This window comes from Brevibacillus sp. MCWH (assembly GCF_013096935.1).
GTDB lineage: Bacteria > Bacillota > Bacilli > Brevibacillales > Brevibacillaceae > Brevibacillus > Brevibacillus aydinogluensis.
This window is the reverse complement of sequence record NZ_SDLF01000002.1, coordinates 173727-189145: the sequence shown is the minus strand read 5'-3', so window position 1 is coordinate 189145 and position 15419 is coordinate 173727. Positions and strand designations below refer to the sequence as shown.

Here is a 15419-nt window from a genome sequence, read left to right as displayed (position 1 = left end):
CATAGGATGAAGCAAACACGTGATAAGACATAGGTCCGACCTAGCATGTGTATCAGGAGGTTCACAGATGAAACAAATCGCAGATGAGTTGAGGCAAGCAGGTATTGGAAAAGTGTGGACCAATGAACCTCTCGCCAACCATACGACGTGGCGGATCGGGGGTCCTGCTGACTTGTTAATCCAACCCAAGGATAAAGCATCCTTGCAGAAAGCCTTGCAAATCATCCATCGTCACGAAATTCCTTGGAGTGTTATTGGGCGCGGTTCCAACCTTCTGGTGAGGGACGGAGGGATTCGCGGAGCCGTGCTCAAGGTGGCTGAGGGCTTGAGTCACTGCGAGTTCAGGGGCGAAGAGGTGTGTGTGGGTGCCGGATATTCCATGATCCGCCTGGCGGTGGAGGCAGGCAAGATGGGGTTAACAGGCATGGAGTTTGCGGGAGGCATTCCTGGTACAGTAGGCGGAGCCGTCTACATGAATGCGGGGGCTCACGGATCTGATCTTTCACGTATTCTACTAGAAGCCGAGATACTCTTCGAAAATGGCGAGGTAAAGGTGTTGAGCAATGAAGAGCTGAGCTTCAGCTATCGTACGTCTCTTCTGCAAAAGCGCAAGGGAATCGTGCTTGAGGCGCGCTTCCGTCTGCGCAAGGGCGACCGCAAGGAGATTGCGGCCACACTGGCTGCGTACAAGGATCGCCGCCGGCAGACGCAGCCCCTGCAGATGCCGTGCGCCGGCAGCGTGTTCCGCAATCCGCCGGGAGATCACGCCGGACGGCTGATCGAAGCGGCCGGATTAAAAGGCTTTCAGATTGGAGGAGCTCAGGTCTCTGAGATACACGCCAACTTTATCGTCAATCGCGGAGGGGCCACGGCTGCCGACGTCCTCACCCTGATGGATCACATCAGATGTACGATCAAAGAAAAATTCGGCGTCGAGATGCATCCGGAAGTGTTGGTGGTGGGCGAGGGGTAACACGGAGGTGAAAGTTTGGAGACTTTTACGATCGATGGCGGAAGACCTCTGTCCGGCACGCTTCGGATCCAAGGAGCAAAGAACGCTGCCCTACCCATCCTTGCCGCATCCGTTTTGACGGAAGGGCAATTTTATATCTACGACGTTCCCCATCTCAAAGACATCGAGGTGATGTTGAAGATCCTGACGGCCTTGGGGGCCAAGGCGAAGCATGCGGACGGATGTGTTGATCTGGATACAACGTCTGTCTCTGTACCGCACGTGCCAGATGAGCTGATGGGCCAGATGCGTTCTTCCATATTTCTGGCGGGGCCGCTCCTCGCTCGCCTGGGCGAGGTAACCATATCCAGACCGGGCGGATGCGATATCGGGGAGCGCCGGATTGATCTGCACCTCGCGGGATTGTCCGCACTGGGTGCAAAAATCGAAGAAGCGGAAGGCTACATCACGTTTCGGGCGGAGCAGTTGCGCGGGACCAACATCTTTCTGTCCTTCCCCAGCGTGGGAGCGACGGAAAACATCATGATGGCGGCAGTGCTCGCCAAGGGGACGACGCGCATCTGCAACGCGGCGCGTGAACCGGAGATTGTTGACCTGCAGAATTTCCTGAACGCCATGGGAGCGCGGATTCGCGGCGCCGGCACCGATACGATCGAGATCACCGGCGTTACGCGTCTGCGTTCGGTCAGCTACCGGATCATTCCGGACCGGATTGTGACGGGCACCTTTCTGCTGGCGGCAGGTATCGCCCAGGGTCATATCGAGCTGACCAACACCATTCCCGAACACCTCACCGCCCTGATCGAGGTAGCCCGTAGCTGTGGTGTTGAAATCAAGACCCACCATGATATAATGGAAATCAAGAGTACGACTCGACCCCGCGCTTACGAACGGATCATCACCTCTCCCTTCCCGGGGTTTCCGACGGATTTGCAGGCGCAATTGATGGTGTTTTTGGCGCAGGCCAGGGGAACGAGCGTCATCAAGGAAACCATATTTGAGGGAAGGTTCAAACATGTAAACGAATTGGCGCGAATGGGCGCCTCCGTATACGTCGACCTGGGTTCTGCGATCATTCGCGGCGTCAACAAACTGACGGCTGCGAACGTGGAAGCAACCGATTTACGGGCAGGTGCCGCACTTGTGCTCGCCGGCTTGGCCGCGGAAGGCACCACAACGGTAACGCAGATTCATCACATCGACCGCGGGTACGAACGGCTGGAATTGCAGCTTCGCCAGCTTGGGGCAGAGATTACCCGCACGTCGACATAGTTCAGGTGGTTGTAGAGTGACAAGCGGCATAAGGATATGCCGCTTTCCCTGTTTTGTACGGTGTCAGATAATCCATGAACATCCATTTTTTGTGTAAACCATATGTACGCAGTCGCCGCGCATTTCATGTTCTTGCGCGTGCGACAGCTTATTGAGGAAGGGTAGGCTCATGGCGGTATACGAAGAACGCATTCCGCATGTCAAGGAACAGCGCCCCAAGCGCAGAGTCAACCGCAAGCTGGTGTTTCTGCTCGGCTTGTTTTTTCTGATCATCCTTGTCATCGTGTTTATTCGCTCACCATACAGCAAGGTTCAGCAGATTCAAGTGTACGGAAACGATATCTACCCTGCCGAGCAAGTTGTGAAGAACTCCGGTCTGGTCATCGGGATGCAGTTTCTCAACGTGTGGGAATCCGATGTGCGGACAAGCCTGAAGCCGCTGGAGGGAATCAAGGACGTGTCCGTCGAGCGTTCCTTTCCCGGCGTGATTCGACTGCATGTTGAGGAGTATCGGCGTGTGGCATTCTGGAACGGACCGGACGGCAGCCGTTATCCGCTGCTGGAAAACGGGCGGGTGCTCAAGCAGGTCAATTTTGCCAATCGCGTGGTGGACAGGCCGCTGATCAGCTCCTGGTCGGCACCGGAACTGCTCCCGCAGCTCGCGAAGGCGCTGGCCAAGTTGTCGCCGGGTGTGCTTGGTGAAATCTCCGACATCACGCTGACGCCCACGGCGTACGACAAGCAGCGCGTGACGCTCTACATGCGCGACGGCAACGAAGTGCGCAGCGTGCTGCACAAACTGGACTCCATGCTCAACTGGTATCCGACGATTGCCAAGGAACTGCCGCAGGGCGTCAAGGGAGTGCTCTCGCTGTTTGAGCAGCCGTGGTTTGTGCCGTACGGAACGCCGGATGCGCCCATCCCGCTGCAGTCCGGTGATACACAGCCTCCACAGTCGTAGTGTCTTAGTACTGTATAAAAGGGGAAGCAGCCAATGGGTCGTCACAAGTTTCAGTTGTATTTAACCATCGTCACGTTCTGTACCGGGTTTCTCATCGCCACTTCGATCGAAACGACCAAACTGCTGCGGACGGAACGCATGAACGACCAGCAGTTTCAGCAGGAGACACAGCTCAACGAGCGCATCCTGGCGGAGAAGGAGCAGAACCGCCAGCTTGAGGACCAGCTCTTGGACCTGCAGCGTCAGGTGGGCAAGGTGGAGGAGGCGATGGCTCAGCGCAAGTCGGAAGCGGCGGCGATTCTCAGCGAGTTGGAAGCGGCGCGGATGATGGCCGGCGTCGTGCCGGTCGAGGGACCGGGCGTCGTCGTGACGATGCAGGACAGTCAAAATGCGGCCAGCAGCGCTGATGTGACCAATTACATCGTCCACGAGCAGGATGTGCGCCTGGTGGTCAACGAACTGCGCGCTGCCGGAGCCGAAGCAATCAGCATCAACGGCCAGCGACTGGTCAGCAACTCGTCCATCCGCTGTGTCGGCCCCACGATCATCGTCAACGGCATCAAGTCAGCCGCTCCGTTCGTCATTACCGCCATTGGCGATCCGAACACGCTGGAAAGCGCACTTAATCTGCCGGGCGGCGTCCTCAGCACCTTGCGGGATTTCGTGCAGATCGAGGTGGCAAAAAAGGACAAGGTGGTCCTGCCTGCCTTTGTCGGTGACGCCAAAACCAAACACTCCTGACGGGGGAAGCATTTTCCATGTCGCAAAAAAACCGTAAAATCACGTTTATTCTCGCCTTTATTAGTGCTATCATAGGTGTTATGTTGACGGTACAGCTTCGCAGCAACCTGCATCCGGTGCAGAAGGAGTCCCGCAGCATCGCAGAACTGCGCACGACGCTGCAAAAAGAGCTAGAAAGACACAAGAATCTGCTGGCCGATATTTCCAAATACAATCAGCTCTACTATCAGTACGAGACGGCTCTCAACGAAAACGAAAGCATCTCCGTCATGAAGGAAGAGTTGGAACGCAACCGCCGCATGGCGGGCATGGTCAGCGTGGAGGGAGAAGGGATTGAGCTGCGTATCGTGGAAGCAGAGCAGCCGCCGGCCGATCCGGCGGTGGACATGTCCTCTCACGAAGCGGTTGCAGGCGGCTATACGGTCGACGACGAGGATTTGCGCTGGCTTGTCAACATCCTTTTTGCCAACGGCGCTCAAGCGGTTTCCATCAACGGACACCGTCTGATCGCCACAACGTCCATCCGCTTGGTCGGCGACGCCATTCAGGTCGACACGAAGACGATTCAGCCGCCGTATGAATTGAAGGCGCTGGGGGAGCCGGATGTGCTCCTGTCCGCCTTGAAGCTGGAGGGCGTGGAAGAGAATTTCAAGCTCGCCAACAAGACCATTGTGGCCGAGAAGCGGGACAAGCTTGTCATTCCCGCCAATCGTGAGCCGCACGTCATCCAATACATGAAACCTGTCAAAGAAAAAGGAGATTCGTAACATGTGGCTCCCGCTCGTCGGTTTGATTGTCGGCATCGCTGTCGGCTTGCTGCTGGATTGGCGCGTGCCGCAGGAATACTCTAGCTACCTCTCCATCGCCCTCCTGGCCGGATTGGACACGATTTTCGGCGGCATCCGCTCGTATCTGGAACGTACGTTCAACGTGCGCATCTTCATGTCCGGTTTCTTTTTCAACACGCTGTTTGCGGCCGGGCTGGCCTTTATGGGCGGTTTTCTCGGCATTGACCTGTACCTGGCAGCCATCGTTGCGTTTGGGGTCCGCTTGTTCAACAATCTGGCGGTCATCCGCCGGATCGTATTGTCTCGCTGGATCAACGAGCAGGAGTAGGGTGGTTCTTGGGAGGAAGGTCATATTTTTACAAAAATTCATGATGAAAAAAAGGGAATGGTAGTCCTGTGTGGAATAAATTACGCAGATGGATTCACTACTCGATGACGAAAGTCGTAGCAGGGGAGGTGTCACAGGTTTGGTAAGTAATGAACTTATCGTCAGCCTAGATATAGGAACGTCCAAAGTTCGCGTCATGATTGGCGAGGTCAACAACGGTTCCATCAACATCATCGGTGTCGGCCAGGCCCACTCCGAAGGAATCAAAAAGGGCGTGATCGTCGACATCGACCAAACCGTGCATGCCATCCGGGAAGCTGTTGACCATGCAGAACGCATGGTAGGAGTATCGATAGACGAAGTGTATGTCGGTATAACCGGGAACCACATTGAGCTGCATGAAACTCAAGGGGTTGTCGCTGTTTCCAGCGAGGACCGTGAAATACGAGAGGAAGACATTCAACGCGTCATTCAGGCAGCGAAAGTTGTTGCCATTCCGCCTGACCGAGAAATAATCGAGGTCGTACCGAATGAATACATCGTGGACGGACAAGGCAGCATCAAGGACCCGCGCGGCATGATCGGCGTCCGGCTGGAAATGGAAGGAACAATTGTAACCGGCCTGAAAACGGTCGTACATAACATTGTGCGCTGCGCCGAACGCACCAACCTGCGTGTGGCGGGAATTTTCCTGCAGCCGCTTGCTTCCAGCACCGTGGCGCTTTCCAAGGACGACAAGAACATGGGTGTCGTCCTCGTCGACATCGGTGCCGGTTCCACAACCATCGGTGTCTTCAAACATGGGAAACTGGCGGCCACCACCGTCATTGGCATCGGTGGAGACCATATCACCCATGACATTGCGCTTGGCCTGCGCACGCATACCGACGTGGCAGACCGCGTCAAGATGAAGCACGGCTGTGCCCTGATTGATGAAGCTTCCGACGACGTCACCTTTAAAGTGACCCGCATCGGCAGCGATGTGGAAAAACAGTTTACCCAGGTGGATCTGGCCACAATCATCGAACCGCGTGCGGCGGAGATTTTCAACCTCGTGGATGAGGCCGTGTACAAGCTGGGCTTTCGTGATCAAATCGCCGGCGGATACGTGCTTACGGGGGGGACCGTGGCGATGCCGGGCATGCTGGAGCTGGCCAAGGAAGAACTGGACGCGCCGGTTCGCATCGCCATCCCGGATTACATCGGGGTGCGGGACCCCGCCTATACCACCGGCGTGGGTCTGATTCAGTACGCCCTGCAGCAGTTGGAGCGGCGCAACGTAAACAACACCGCTCCGATTAAAGCGGTGCAGAAGCAGGCCGTTTCCAAGCCGAAGGAAGGCGGCGGCTTCATGGAGAAAGTGAAAAACTGGTTCAGCGAGTTTATCTAACCGACTGCAACCGCAAAACATTTTAAATCGGGCGAATCGGCAGAGGATTGACAATGTCCCGCTGCGGCCAACTAATACGGCCGTCTGCCGCATTCCCCGCAGGCTTCATCAGCCAAAGCTTTTCTCATGTTGAATTGGGGAGGACTAGCAAGATGCTGGAATTTGATATGGAGATGGAATCCTTTGCGCGAATTAAAGTAATCGGTTGCGGCGGTGGCGGAAGCAACGCGGTGAACCGTATGATTGCTGGCGGCGTCAAAGGAGTGGAATTCATCACCCTGAATACGGATGCGCAAGCGCTTCAACTGTCCAATGCAGAAATCAAACTGCAGATCGGGGAGAAGCTGACGCGCGGCCTGGGTGCCGGGGCCAACCCGGAAATCGGTAAAAAAGCGGCAGAAGAGAGCCGCGAGATGATCGAGAACGCCTTGCGCGGCGCAGACATGGTGTTTGTGACCGCAGGGATGGGCGGCGGTACCGGCACCGGTGCCGCTCCCGTCGTTGCTGAAATCGCGAAGGAACTTGGCGCATTGACTGTCGGCGTGGTTACCCGTCCGTTCTCGTTTGAAGGGCGCAAGCGTGCCATGCAGGGCGAAATGGGGATTGCCGCACTGAAGGAAAAAGTGGACACGCTGATCGTGATTCCAAACGACCGTTTGTTGGAAATCGTGGATAAAAACACACCGATGCTGGAAGCGTTCCGCGAGGCGGACAACATTTTGCGCCAAGGTGTGCAGGGCATTTCCGACCTGATCGCGGTGCCCGGTCTGATCAACCTGGACTTTGCCGACGTGAAGACGATCATGACCGAACGCGGCTCCGCCCTGATGGGCATCGGGGTGGGTAGCGGAGAAAATCGTGCGGCCGAGGCAGCTCGCCGTGCCATTTCCAGCCCGCTGCTGGAAACGTCAATCGATGGTGCTCGCGGCGTGCTGATGAACATTACGGGCGGTACCAATCTCAGCCTGTATGAGGTGAACGAAGCTGCCGACATCGTGTCGTCCGCTGCCGATCCGGACGTCAACATGATCTTCGGTGCCGTCATCAACGAGGAATTGAAGAACGAGATTGTCGTGACGGTTATCGCCACCGGTTTTGAAGACAACCAAAAACAGGCGGCTGCAGCCCGTCGTACGCAACAGCAGCCGATTGCGACCAACCGTCCGACGCCGATCTCCAATACCAATACGGTCCGCAGCAAGGAGGAGGAAGAAGAAAAATCGTTCTTCTCCATGAGCAATCTGGACAACCTGGACATCCCGGCGTTTCTGCGCAACCGCCGTCGCAACAAAAAATAGGGACGGACGTAAAAAAACCTTGTTCCACTTAGGGAACAAGGTTTTTTTGATTGTCTGCGCCGGACGGCAGACGGGTCAGTGGCAGCCTTCGTCGATGTGTCAGCGGTAGCCTTCGCTGGTGCGTCCCCGGTAAGAATGGATATGCCGATCGTTGAGCGTCGTTTCACCAGCAAATGTGTGATAATGGCCGCCGCCGGGAAGCGGAATGGGCGGACTGGTCCATCCGCGAAAATAGTGAACGTGACCGTCGTCAAACGAGGTGACGCCTTCGTAGTAGTGGACGTGACCCCTGCCCGGGACCGGGTAGGGCCCCGACGTTCGTCCCCGCACCTGGTGGCGATGACCGTGGTTGAAGCTGGTGCGGGTCGAATACGCATGAATGTGTCCCGGAGTGTCGGAGAAGCGAATGAAATCGACGGCATGGGTGTGCTGATCGGACCGTTTTTTTCGCAAGAGAATACCGCCTTTCAAAAGAATGACGTTTCTACATAACATGCCATCCGGGGAAATCTGGAAACGGTAGATGCCTATCGCATCACGACAAATTCTGCGAGAACGTACGGAATCTCGTCTCCGGGAGGGATCACGGCAGCTTTTCCCTTGCCGTGTATCTTCTTTTTTTGCCGCCTCAATGATATAATGACAGACGGGTTTGACGCATACCTATCGAATCGTATTCCGGCAGCGGGTGCTTGCTGACCCTTTGTTTCCCGGCGGATGCAAAGGGTTTTTTCGCTTTACGGTGGGCTGCCAGAAAGTTTTTATACATTTATACATATGGAAAGGAAGAGTGAACGATGAAACGATCCCTGTGGCTTGTAACGGGTGCGCTGGTCGTGGCGCTGCTTGGCGGCTGCGGCGGCAGCGGACCGACCACGGGCGGTTCGGACCAGGCGCCTGCGCCGGCGACGGTCGGCACAGATCAGAATACAGGCCAGAAAACGACTGCCGGCACCAAACAGACGAGTTATCCCCTCACGCTGAAAGATGCGACCGGCACCGCCTATACGTTTGCCAAGGCGCCGGAGCGGATTGTCTCCACGTCCCCGGCTGAAACGGAAATCTTGTTTGCATTGGGGTTGGGCGACCGTGTGGTGGCCGTCTCTGATTATGACGATTACCCGGAGGAAGCCAAAGCCAAGCCGAAAGTAGGGGGCATCGTCAATCCCAATGAGGAGGCGATCATTGCCCAGCAGCCCGACCTGGTGATTACGGGTATTTCCATGCAGGATCAAGTGGCGGAAAAACTGCGTTCGCTTGGCCTGGTCGTCTGGAAGACCAACCCCCGCACGACGGAGGACATCCTGAACAACATCCTGCTGTTCGGTCAGATTACCAACCGGCAGGAACAGGCGGAGACGCTCGTCGCACAGATGAAGGAAGACATCCAGCGGGTGAAAAACGCCGTGCAGGACGTCAAGCCGAACGAACGGAAGAAGGTGTATGTTGAATTCGCACCCGGTTGGACCGTCGGAAAGGGTGAATTCATGGACGAGCTGATCACACTGGCAGGAGGCGTAAACATCGCCAACGACATGGAAGGCTGGAACCCGATCAGCGAGGAGAAGGTGCTAAACGAAGACCCGGACGTGATCCTGTATGCGAGCGGCGTGACAGATGATAAAAGCGGCCAGACCCTGGAGCAGATCATCCGCAAGCGAAGCGGTTGGGACAAGATAACGGCCGTCCGCGATCAGCGGATCGTCGGTGTTGACCAGAATGTGCTGAACCGCCCGGGCCCCCGGATCACCCAAGGGCTGTATGAGGTGGCCAAAGCGATTTACCCGGATCGGGTGAAATGATGAGAACGCGATTGTTTCTCTGGGGAGGAGCAGGCTGCCTGCTCCTTTTCTTCTCGGTCGTAGTCAGCTTGTCACTGGGAGCGGCCCACCTGCCTATCTCCCAGGTGTGGGCTATCCTGCTTCATCAACTTCCAGTGATCGGGCAGCACGTCCCTGCCGACTGGCCGGCGTCGTCTGAGCAGATCGTGATGAAAGTGCGGTTTCCCCGAATCATGCTGGCTGTTCTCGTCGGGGCTTGTCTGTCGCTGGCCGGCGCCGGTTTCCAAGGCGTGCTGCGCAATCCGCTGGCCGATCCTTACACCCTGGGAGTGGCTTCGGGGTCTGCCGTCGGTGCCGCTTTCTTCATCTTGTTCGGCTTCCAGTTTGTCCTGCTCGGCCAATGGACCGTTCCCATCGCTGCTTTTCTGACCGGCCTGGTCAGTCTGTGGGCAGTCCTTAGGCTGGCCAACACGAACGGCATGTTTCACGTCGAAACCCTGCTGCTGTCGGGCGTCGTCATTCAGGCATTCCTGGGATCGCTGGTGTCGTTCATGGTCTCGCTCTCCGATCAGGTAGTGAACGAAATCGTCTTCTGGCTGATGGGCAGTCTGGCGTACCGGGGCTGGGCGTTTTCGTCCGTGCTGGTGCCCTACCTTGGTGGCGGACTGATTGTGCTGGCTGCTTACAGCCGAACGTTAAACCTGTTTGCACTGGGTGAAAGACAGGCCGCTCACCTGGGGGTTCATGTGGAACGGACAAAACTGGTGGTGCTGTGTGTGTCCGCCCTGCTGACCGCCGCCGCCGTTTCCATTGCCGGGGTCGTCGGCTTTGTCGGCTTGGTGGTGCCCCATCTGGTCCGCCTGCTGGTAGGCCCGGACTACCGCCTGCTGCTGCCGCTGTCGGTGATATACGGTGCCGCGTATGTGCTGTGGGCGGACACGCTGGCACGCACGATTCTGGCCCCGACGGAGATTCCGCTTGGGGTGGTCACCGCCTTTCTGGGCGCGCCGTTCTTTGCCTATTTGCTGAAGAAAAACAAACGGCTGGCGAGGAGGTAGACGGATGGTACGGGTTGACGGAGTGGGTAAGGCGTACGACGGCATGCCAATTCTGCGAGACGTTCATTTTTCCGTGGAAAGCGGGGAGTGTTTCGGCATCATCGGCCCCAACGGCAGCGGAAAATCCACTTTGTTGAAGCTTTTGTCCGGCGTCGAATCCCCCGATGAGGGGCACATCTGGCTGGATGGCCGACCGCTCGAAGCGTACTCGCGCAAGGAGCGGGCCCGCCGGATTGCCGTGCTGCAGCAGGAGCCCCTGCCGGCGGTCGGGTTTACCGTCAGGGACGTGGTGGAGATGGGGCGGTATCCGTATCAAAATTGGCTCGGGGAAGAGCGGGAGAACGCCGCTTCGCTGGTTGACGCAATCATCCGGATGCTCGGGTTGGGCGACCTCGAGCACCGCACGTTGGAATGGCTGAGCGGGGGGGAGAAGCAGCGGGTGGCCTTGGCCAAGGCGATGGTCCAACAGCCCCGGCTTCTGCTCCTGGACGAGCCGACGACATACCTGGACATCGGCTATCAGGTGCAGCTCATGGATATGGTCCGCGCCTGGCAGAGACAGGAGGGTGTGACCGTAATCGCCGTCCTGCACGATCTGAATCTGGCATCGCTGTACTGCGACCGTCTCCTTTTGCTGCAAAAGGGGCAGCCGTGTCGGATCGGGGCCCCTCGGGAGATATTGCATGCCGATGTGATTCGGGAGGTGTACGGCACCCAGCCGATCGTGATTGAACACCCGGTGCGCCAATCGCCGCAAATCCTGCTGCAATCGGGATGCAGCTAGCAGTGTGTCGTCGGCGTGTCGGATACGAGAGGAGGAAATGGGCATGATCGTGCTGGTTACAGGCGGTGCGCGGAGCGGCAAGAGCACGTTTGCGGAAACGTACGCGGCCCGTCTCGGGGTACAAGGCGTGTACATCGCCACATCCCCCGTTTTTGACGAGGAACTGCGGGAGCGGGTACGCCGCCATCGTCAGCGCCGCGAGCAGTCGCCCTTTTCGTGGGAGACGCATGAGATACCGTACGACCTTGCCGGCTTTTTGCGCGGGCTCTCCTTTGAACCGGCGATCGGCTCGGGCGAGCGCGTGGTCCTGGTCGATTGCCTGACACTCTGGCTGTCCAATTGGCTCTTGAAATTTGAACAGGAGCAGCCGATGGAGCGTACGCTGGAAAAGGTGGACGAACTGGTGGACGTGCTGCGGTCGTTTCCGGGGACGATCATGCTGGTCTCCAACGAAGTGGGGTACGGCATCGTTCCCGACAATCCGCTTGGCAGGATGTTCCGGGATGCGGCCGGCATCATGAATCAGCGGGTGGCGGAAGCGAGCGAGCAGGTGTTTCTGGTGACAGCAGGCATTCCGGTGGAGCTGAAATCGCGCGCCTTTCGCCCGTGACGATCAAAACAATAAAGGGCTGTCGTACACATCGTGACGACAGCCCTTTCGTTTTATTTTAGGGGTTGTGCCCCGCACGAAATTGCCCTCAGCCCCCGCCTGGTCCCTTCTACAAAAAATCCGAAAAAACACGGTCAAGAATTGACAGACTTTACATACACATTGATATATACTGTCTTTGCCGGGCGGGGGTGAAGGCAGATGATCGTCTATCTTGATATCATTTTACTCCTGAATGTGGCCATTGATACCTTGCTGCTCTGGTTTACGGCCTATTTTCGCAAAGAGCGGGTTATATGGTGGAGGATCCTGCTTGCTTCTCTGTTCGGGTCGATGTACCTGGCGTTTTTCTTTCTCCCTTCCTTCGCCTCGATGTACCAGTGGACCGTGAAGCTGTTGTTTTCCGTTCTCATGCTGTGGATCGCGTTTGGCAATCGAAGACTGCGAGCCTTTCTGCACAATCTCGCCATTTTCTACTTCGTGGCCTTCATCTTCGGCGGCGGGGTGTTTGGCCTGCAGTATTTCCTTGCCTCACACAACGAGATCTTGAACGGGTTGGTGACTCTCCACAGTGACGGCTTCGGTGTCGGGTTCAAACCGACGCTGGGCGTTCTCGCCATGGGGTTTTCCCTCGTCTTTGTCCTCAGCCGGAAGAGCTACCATGCCGTTCAAGAGCCGCGACGGATCGAGGCGTTCCTCGCCGAGGTGACGGTGACGATCGCAGGGGAAAGCGTCGTCTGTCGCGGACTGGTGGACACTGGCAACCAACTCCACGAACCGATTACCCGCCAGCCGGTGATGATTGTGGAGAGCGAACTGGTTGCCCATATCCTGCCGGCTTCGCTTCGTCAGCGGATCGGCAGCCCAACGGCATGGGAAAACCTGGACGGGGTCTTCGAGCAGGTGCCCGCCGAATGGCAGTCGCGGCTGCGGCTGATTCCCTACCGCAGCGTGTCCCGAGGGATGGATTTTCTGCTCGCCGTCAAGCCGGACGAAGTAATTGTCGTGCAAAATGGCGCCCGCTACCTTGCCAGGAAGGTGCTGATCGGTCTCAATCCGATCCCGTTGGCCGCCGACGGCCGGTATCAAGCCATCGTGCACCCCGCCATCATACAAAGCGATGACCAAAACCTAACTCCCTTACGCGAACAGGAGGGCTAGTATGTATGTGAAACTTCGCCTGCAACTCCAATTGCTCTGGTACCGTTTCCTGCTGTGGATTGGTGCACGCGCCGAAGAGATCTACTACATAGGGGGAAGTGAAGCCCTGCCGCCGCCGCTGACCAGAGAAGAAGAAGAGATTCTCCTGAGCCGGCTGCCGTCCGGCGATCCCGCCGTGCGCAGCATGCTGATCGAACGCAACCTGCGGCTTGTCGTGTACATCGCCCGCAAATTTGAGAACACGGGGATCAACATCGAGGATCTGGTCAGCATTGGGACGATCGGCTTGATCAAGGCGGTCAATACGTTTGATCCGGAGAAAAACATCAAGCTGGCCACCTACGCTTCCCGCTGCATCGAAAACGAAATTCTCATGTACCTCAGGCGGAACAACAAGATTCGCTCGGAAGTGTCGTTCGACGAACCGCTCAACATCGACTGGGACGGCAACGAACTCTTGCTCTCCGACGTGTTGGGGACGGACAACGACACCATTTACAAGAACATCGAAGACCAGGTGGACCGCAAGCTGCTGAAAAAAGCGCTGGATAAGCTGACAGAGAGAGAACGCATCATCATGGAGCTGCGCTTCGGATTGTCGGGAGAAGAAGAGAAGACGCAAAAGGACGTCGCCGATCTGTTGGGCATCTCCCAGTCGTACATTTCCCGTCTGGAAAAGCGAATTATAAAACGGTTGCGAAAAGAATTCAACAAAATGGTGTAGCGCATAATTTCCCAATCGAAGGAGATACTGTTCCTAAACCGTGCCAGAGAGTGGCAACGCCACTTGCTCGTAAAACCGCCTATACACGGCTCGCTCTCGCCGCAAAGCTCGGCCTTCGCCGAGTTTTCTTTCATCCGGCGATGCGTCGGTACGCGGCCTTTCAAGACAACCGGGTTGGGAACTTTCTTGCTTCGAGGAGGGTAAGACGTGACGCGCAACAAGGTAGAGATTTGCGGGGTGGACACTTCAAAGCTTCCGGTGCTTACCAACAAAGAGATGAGGGAGCTGTTCGAACGCCTGCAGAACGGCGAACTGGCAGCGCGGGAGAAACTGGTCAATGGAAACCTGCGGCTGGTGCTGAGCGTCATTCAGCGCTTCAACAACCGGGGCGAGTACGTGGATGACCTGTTTCAGGTGGGCTGCATCGGCCTGATGAAGGCCATCGACAACTTTGACCTCGGCCAAAACGTGAAATTTTCCACGTACGCCGTGCCGATGATCATCGGGGAGATTCGCCGCTACCTGCGGGACAACAACCCGATCCGCGTGTCGCGGTCCCTAAGGGATATCGCGTACAAGGCGCTTCAGGTGCGGGACAATCTGACCAACAAGCATTCGCGGGAACCCACCATCACGGAGATTTCCCAGGAATTGAACGTGCCCAAGGAAGACATCGTGTTTGCGCTGGACGCCATTCAGGACCCGGTCTCGCTGTTTGAACCGATCTATCAGGATGGCGGCGATCCCATCTACGTGATGGACCAGATCAGCGACGAGAAGAACAGGGATGCCAACTGGGTGGAAGAAATCGCCCTGCGCGAGGGCATGCAGCGGCTGGGCGAACGGGAGAAGATGATTCTCTCCATGCGGTTCTACGAAGGCAAGACGCAGATGGAAGTGGCGGAGGAGATCGGCATTTCCCAAGCACAGGTCTCCCGGTTGGAAAAAGCGGCCATCGCCCACATGCAAAAACACGTGCAATCGTAATGGGTTTATCATCAGCAGCCTCCATGCCATCAGCGTCGGAGGCTTTTGTTTCTGTATAAGCTGCTCGGCGACTGAAACAGTCTGAAAGTTGTGAAATTTACAAGTCGTGATGGGACTCTGCAATCGACGCGCCGTGACGCCGGTCCAATCTTTCACCGCTCCCCGGGGCATATTTGTCTGCCCGTTCATATACTTGAACTAACGGAGAAAAAGTAGGTGAGGAAAAATGGTCAAAATCTCGGATTTCCAGACCAAAGAAGTGGTGAACATTTTGGATGGCAAGCGGCTGGGGCAGATATCCGATCTGGAGATAGACCTGCGCCACGGGCGGGTGGAGGCGATTGTCGTCCCCGGACCGGGCAAATTCCTCGGGTTTTTTTCAGCGGGCAACGACTACGTGATTCCCTGGCGCAACATCATCAAGATCGGCAAGGACGTCGTGTTGGTTCGCCTGGAGGAGTCGATGCGGGTAGAGGCAAAAACCGGCGGGGAAGACGAATACCGGGCGTAAGAAAGGCGAGAGAGCCTTTCTTTTCTTTTGGGCTGTGGTATCATAAGCCATA

General features: G+C 56.7%; 17 protein-coding genes. 16 read left to right on the top strand and 1 reads right to left on the bottom strand.

What is annotated here, in order from left to right:
* Window positions 1-67 precede the first annotated feature (67 nt).
* The 8 genes from murB (at window position 68) to ftsZ (ending at window position 7751) form a co-directional block, all read left to right on the top strand.
* Window positions 68-973: a UDP-N-acetylmuramate dehydrogenase gene (gene murB / locus ETC00_RS02455; protein ID WP_171564377.1), complete on the top strand. Its 906-nt coding sequence runs from the start codon at window positions 68-70 to the stop codon at window positions 971-973.
* A 15-nt stretch (window positions 974-988) separates the two neighbouring features.
* A complete protein-coding gene (gene murA / locus ETC00_RS02450; RefSeq protein WP_171564376.1) occupies window positions 989-2245 on the top strand; it encodes a UDP-N-acetylglucosamine 1-carboxyvinyltransferase in 1257 nt (418 codons plus the stop codon).
* Between the two features lie 169 nt (window positions 2246-2414).
* Complete coding sequence (locus ETC00_RS02445) at window positions 2415-3206, top strand: cell division protein FtsQ/DivIB (protein WP_171564375.1); 792 nt, start codon at window positions 2415-2417, stop codon at window positions 3204-3206.
* 33 nt (window positions 3207-3239) lie between these two features.
* Complete coding sequence (locus ETC00_RS02440) at window positions 3240-3947, top strand: DUF881 domain-containing protein (RefSeq protein ID WP_171564374.1); 708 nt, start codon at window positions 3240-3242, stop codon at window positions 3945-3947.
* A gap of 17 nt (window positions 3948-3964) precedes the next feature.
* Entirely contained in the window at window positions 3965-4714 is a 750-nt protein-coding gene (locus ETC00_RS02435) for a DUF881 domain-containing protein (protein ID WP_171564373.1), read from the top strand.
* A 1-nt stretch (window position 4715) separates the two neighbouring features.
* The gene (locus ETC00_RS02430; RefSeq protein ID WP_171564372.1) at window positions 4716-5063 is read left to right on the top strand and encodes a small basic family protein; all 348 of its coding nucleotides are present in this window, start codon (window positions 4716-4718) and stop codon (window positions 5061-5063) included.
* 139 nt (window positions 5064-5202) lie between these two features.
* Window positions 5203-6453: a cell division protein FtsA gene (gene ftsA / locus ETC00_RS02425; protein ID WP_171564371.1), complete on the top strand. Its 1251-nt coding sequence runs from the start codon at window positions 5203-5205 to the stop codon at window positions 6451-6453.
* A 152-nt stretch (window positions 6454-6605) separates the two neighbouring features.
* Window positions 6606-7751, top strand: a complete 1146-nt coding sequence (ftsZ, locus tag ETC00_RS02420; protein WP_171564370.1) for a cell division protein FtsZ — start codon at window positions 6606-6608, stop codon at window positions 7749-7751.
* 99 nt (window positions 7752-7850) lie between these two features.
* Here ftsZ and ETC00_RS02415 read toward each other — a convergent pair whose 3' ends face one another.
* Window positions 7851-8204: a YmaF family protein gene (locus ETC00_RS02415; protein WP_253264220.1), complete on the bottom strand. Its 354-nt coding sequence runs from the start codon at window positions 8202-8204 to the stop codon at window positions 7851-7853.
* A gap of 344 nt (window positions 8205-8548) precedes the next feature.
* Here ETC00_RS02415 and ETC00_RS02410 point away from each other — a divergent pair, with 344 nt between their 5' ends.
* The 8 genes from ETC00_RS02410 to ETC00_RS02375 all read left to right on the top strand — a co-directional run bounded on the left by ETC00_RS02410 (window position 8549) and on the right by ETC00_RS02375 (window position 15367).
* A complete protein-coding gene (locus ETC00_RS02410) occupies window positions 8549-9553 on the top strand; it encodes an ABC transporter substrate-binding protein (protein ID WP_171564368.1) in 1005 nt (334 codons plus the stop codon).
* The gene (locus tag ETC00_RS02405) at window positions 9553-10590 is read left to right on the top strand and encodes a FecCD family ABC transporter permease (RefSeq protein WP_171564367.1); all 1038 of its coding nucleotides are present in this window, start codon (window positions 9553-9555) and stop codon (window positions 10588-10590) included. Before ETC00_RS02410 ends, ETC00_RS02405 begins: the two co-directional genes overlap by 1 nt.
* A 4-nt stretch (window positions 10591-10594) precedes the next feature.
* Window positions 10595-11374: an ABC transporter ATP-binding protein gene (locus tag ETC00_RS02400; protein ID WP_171564366.1), complete on the top strand. Its 780-nt coding sequence runs from the start codon at window positions 10595-10597 to the stop codon at window positions 11372-11374.
* 43 nt (window positions 11375-11417) lie between these two features.
* Entirely contained in the window at window positions 11418-11984 is a 567-nt protein-coding gene (gene cobU / locus ETC00_RS02395; protein WP_171564365.1) for a bifunctional adenosylcobinamide kinase/adenosylcobinamide-phosphate guanylyltransferase, read from the top strand.
* A 201-nt stretch (window positions 11985-12185) separates the two neighbouring features.
* Complete coding sequence (spoIIGA, locus tag ETC00_RS02390) at window positions 12186-13145, top strand: sigma-E processing peptidase SpoIIGA (RefSeq protein WP_171564364.1); 960 nt, start codon at window positions 12186-12188, stop codon at window positions 13143-13145.
* 1 nt (window position 13146) lies between these two features.
* Window positions 13147-13869 carry an RNA polymerase sporulation sigma factor SigE gene (gene sigE / locus ETC00_RS02385; protein ID WP_171564363.1) on the top strand — a complete coding sequence of 241 codons (723 nt, stop codon included), beginning with the start codon at window positions 13147-13149 and terminating at the stop codon, window positions 13867-13869.
* Window positions 13870-14076: 207 nt separating this feature from the next.
* On the top strand, window positions 14077-14856 hold the full coding sequence (gene sigG / locus ETC00_RS02380) for an RNA polymerase sporulation sigma factor SigG (protein WP_171564362.1): 780 nt from the start codon (window positions 14077-14079) through the stop codon (window positions 14854-14856).
* Window positions 14857-15082: 226 nt separating this feature from the next.
* Complete coding sequence (locus ETC00_RS02375) at window positions 15083-15367, top strand: YlmC/YmxH family sporulation protein (protein ID WP_171564361.1); 285 nt, start codon at window positions 15083-15085, stop codon at window positions 15365-15367.
* The last annotated feature ends 52 nt before the right edge of the window (window positions 15368-15419 follow it).

Excerpts from the sequence above, each read along its gene's own strand:
- murB (WP_171564377.1), top strand. The coding sequence starts at position 68 with ATGAAACAAATCGCAGATGAGTTGAGGCAAGCAGGTATTGGAAAAGTG.
- ETC00_RS02445 (WP_171564375.1), top strand. The coding sequence starts at position 2,415 with ATGGCGGTATACGAAGAACGCATTCCGCATGTCAAGGAACAGCGCCCC.
- ETC00_RS02440 (WP_171564374.1), top strand. The coding sequence starts at position 3,240 with ATGGGTCGTCACAAGTTTCAGTTGTATTTAACCATCGTCACGTTCTGT.
- ETC00_RS02435 (WP_171564373.1), top strand. The coding sequence starts at position 3,965 with ATGTCGCAAAAAAACCGTAAAATCACGTTTATTCTCGCCTTTATTAGT.
- ETC00_RS02430 (WP_171564372.1), top strand. The coding sequence starts at position 4,716 with ATGTGGCTCCCGCTCGTCGGTTTGATTGTCGGCATCGCTGTCGGCTTG.
- ftsZ (WP_171564370.1), top strand. The coding sequence starts at position 6,606 with ATGCTGGAATTTGATATGGAGATGGAATCCTTTGCGCGAATTAAAGTA.
- ETC00_RS02410 (WP_171564368.1), top strand. The coding sequence starts at position 8,549 with ATGAAACGATCCCTGTGGCTTGTAACGGGTGCGCTGGTCGTGGCGCTG.
- ETC00_RS02405 (WP_171564367.1), top strand. The coding sequence starts at position 9,553 with ATGAGAACGCGATTGTTTCTCTGGGGAGGAGCAGGCTGCCTGCTCCTT.
- ETC00_RS02400 (WP_171564366.1), top strand. The coding sequence starts at position 10,595 with ATGGTACGGGTTGACGGAGTGGGTAAGGCGTACGACGGCATGCCAATT.
- cobU (WP_171564365.1), top strand. The coding sequence starts at position 11,418 with ATGATCGTGCTGGTTACAGGCGGTGCGCGGAGCGGCAAGAGCACGTTT.
- spoIIGA (WP_171564364.1), top strand. The coding sequence starts at position 12,186 with ATGATCGTCTATCTTGATATCATTTTACTCCTGAATGTGGCCATTGAT.
- sigE (WP_171564363.1), top strand. The coding sequence starts at position 13,147 with ATGTATGTGAAACTTCGCCTGCAACTCCAATTGCTCTGGTACCGTTTC.
- ETC00_RS02375 (WP_171564361.1), top strand. The coding sequence starts at position 15,083 with ATGGTCAAAATCTCGGATTTCCAGACCAAAGAAGTGGTGAACATTTTG.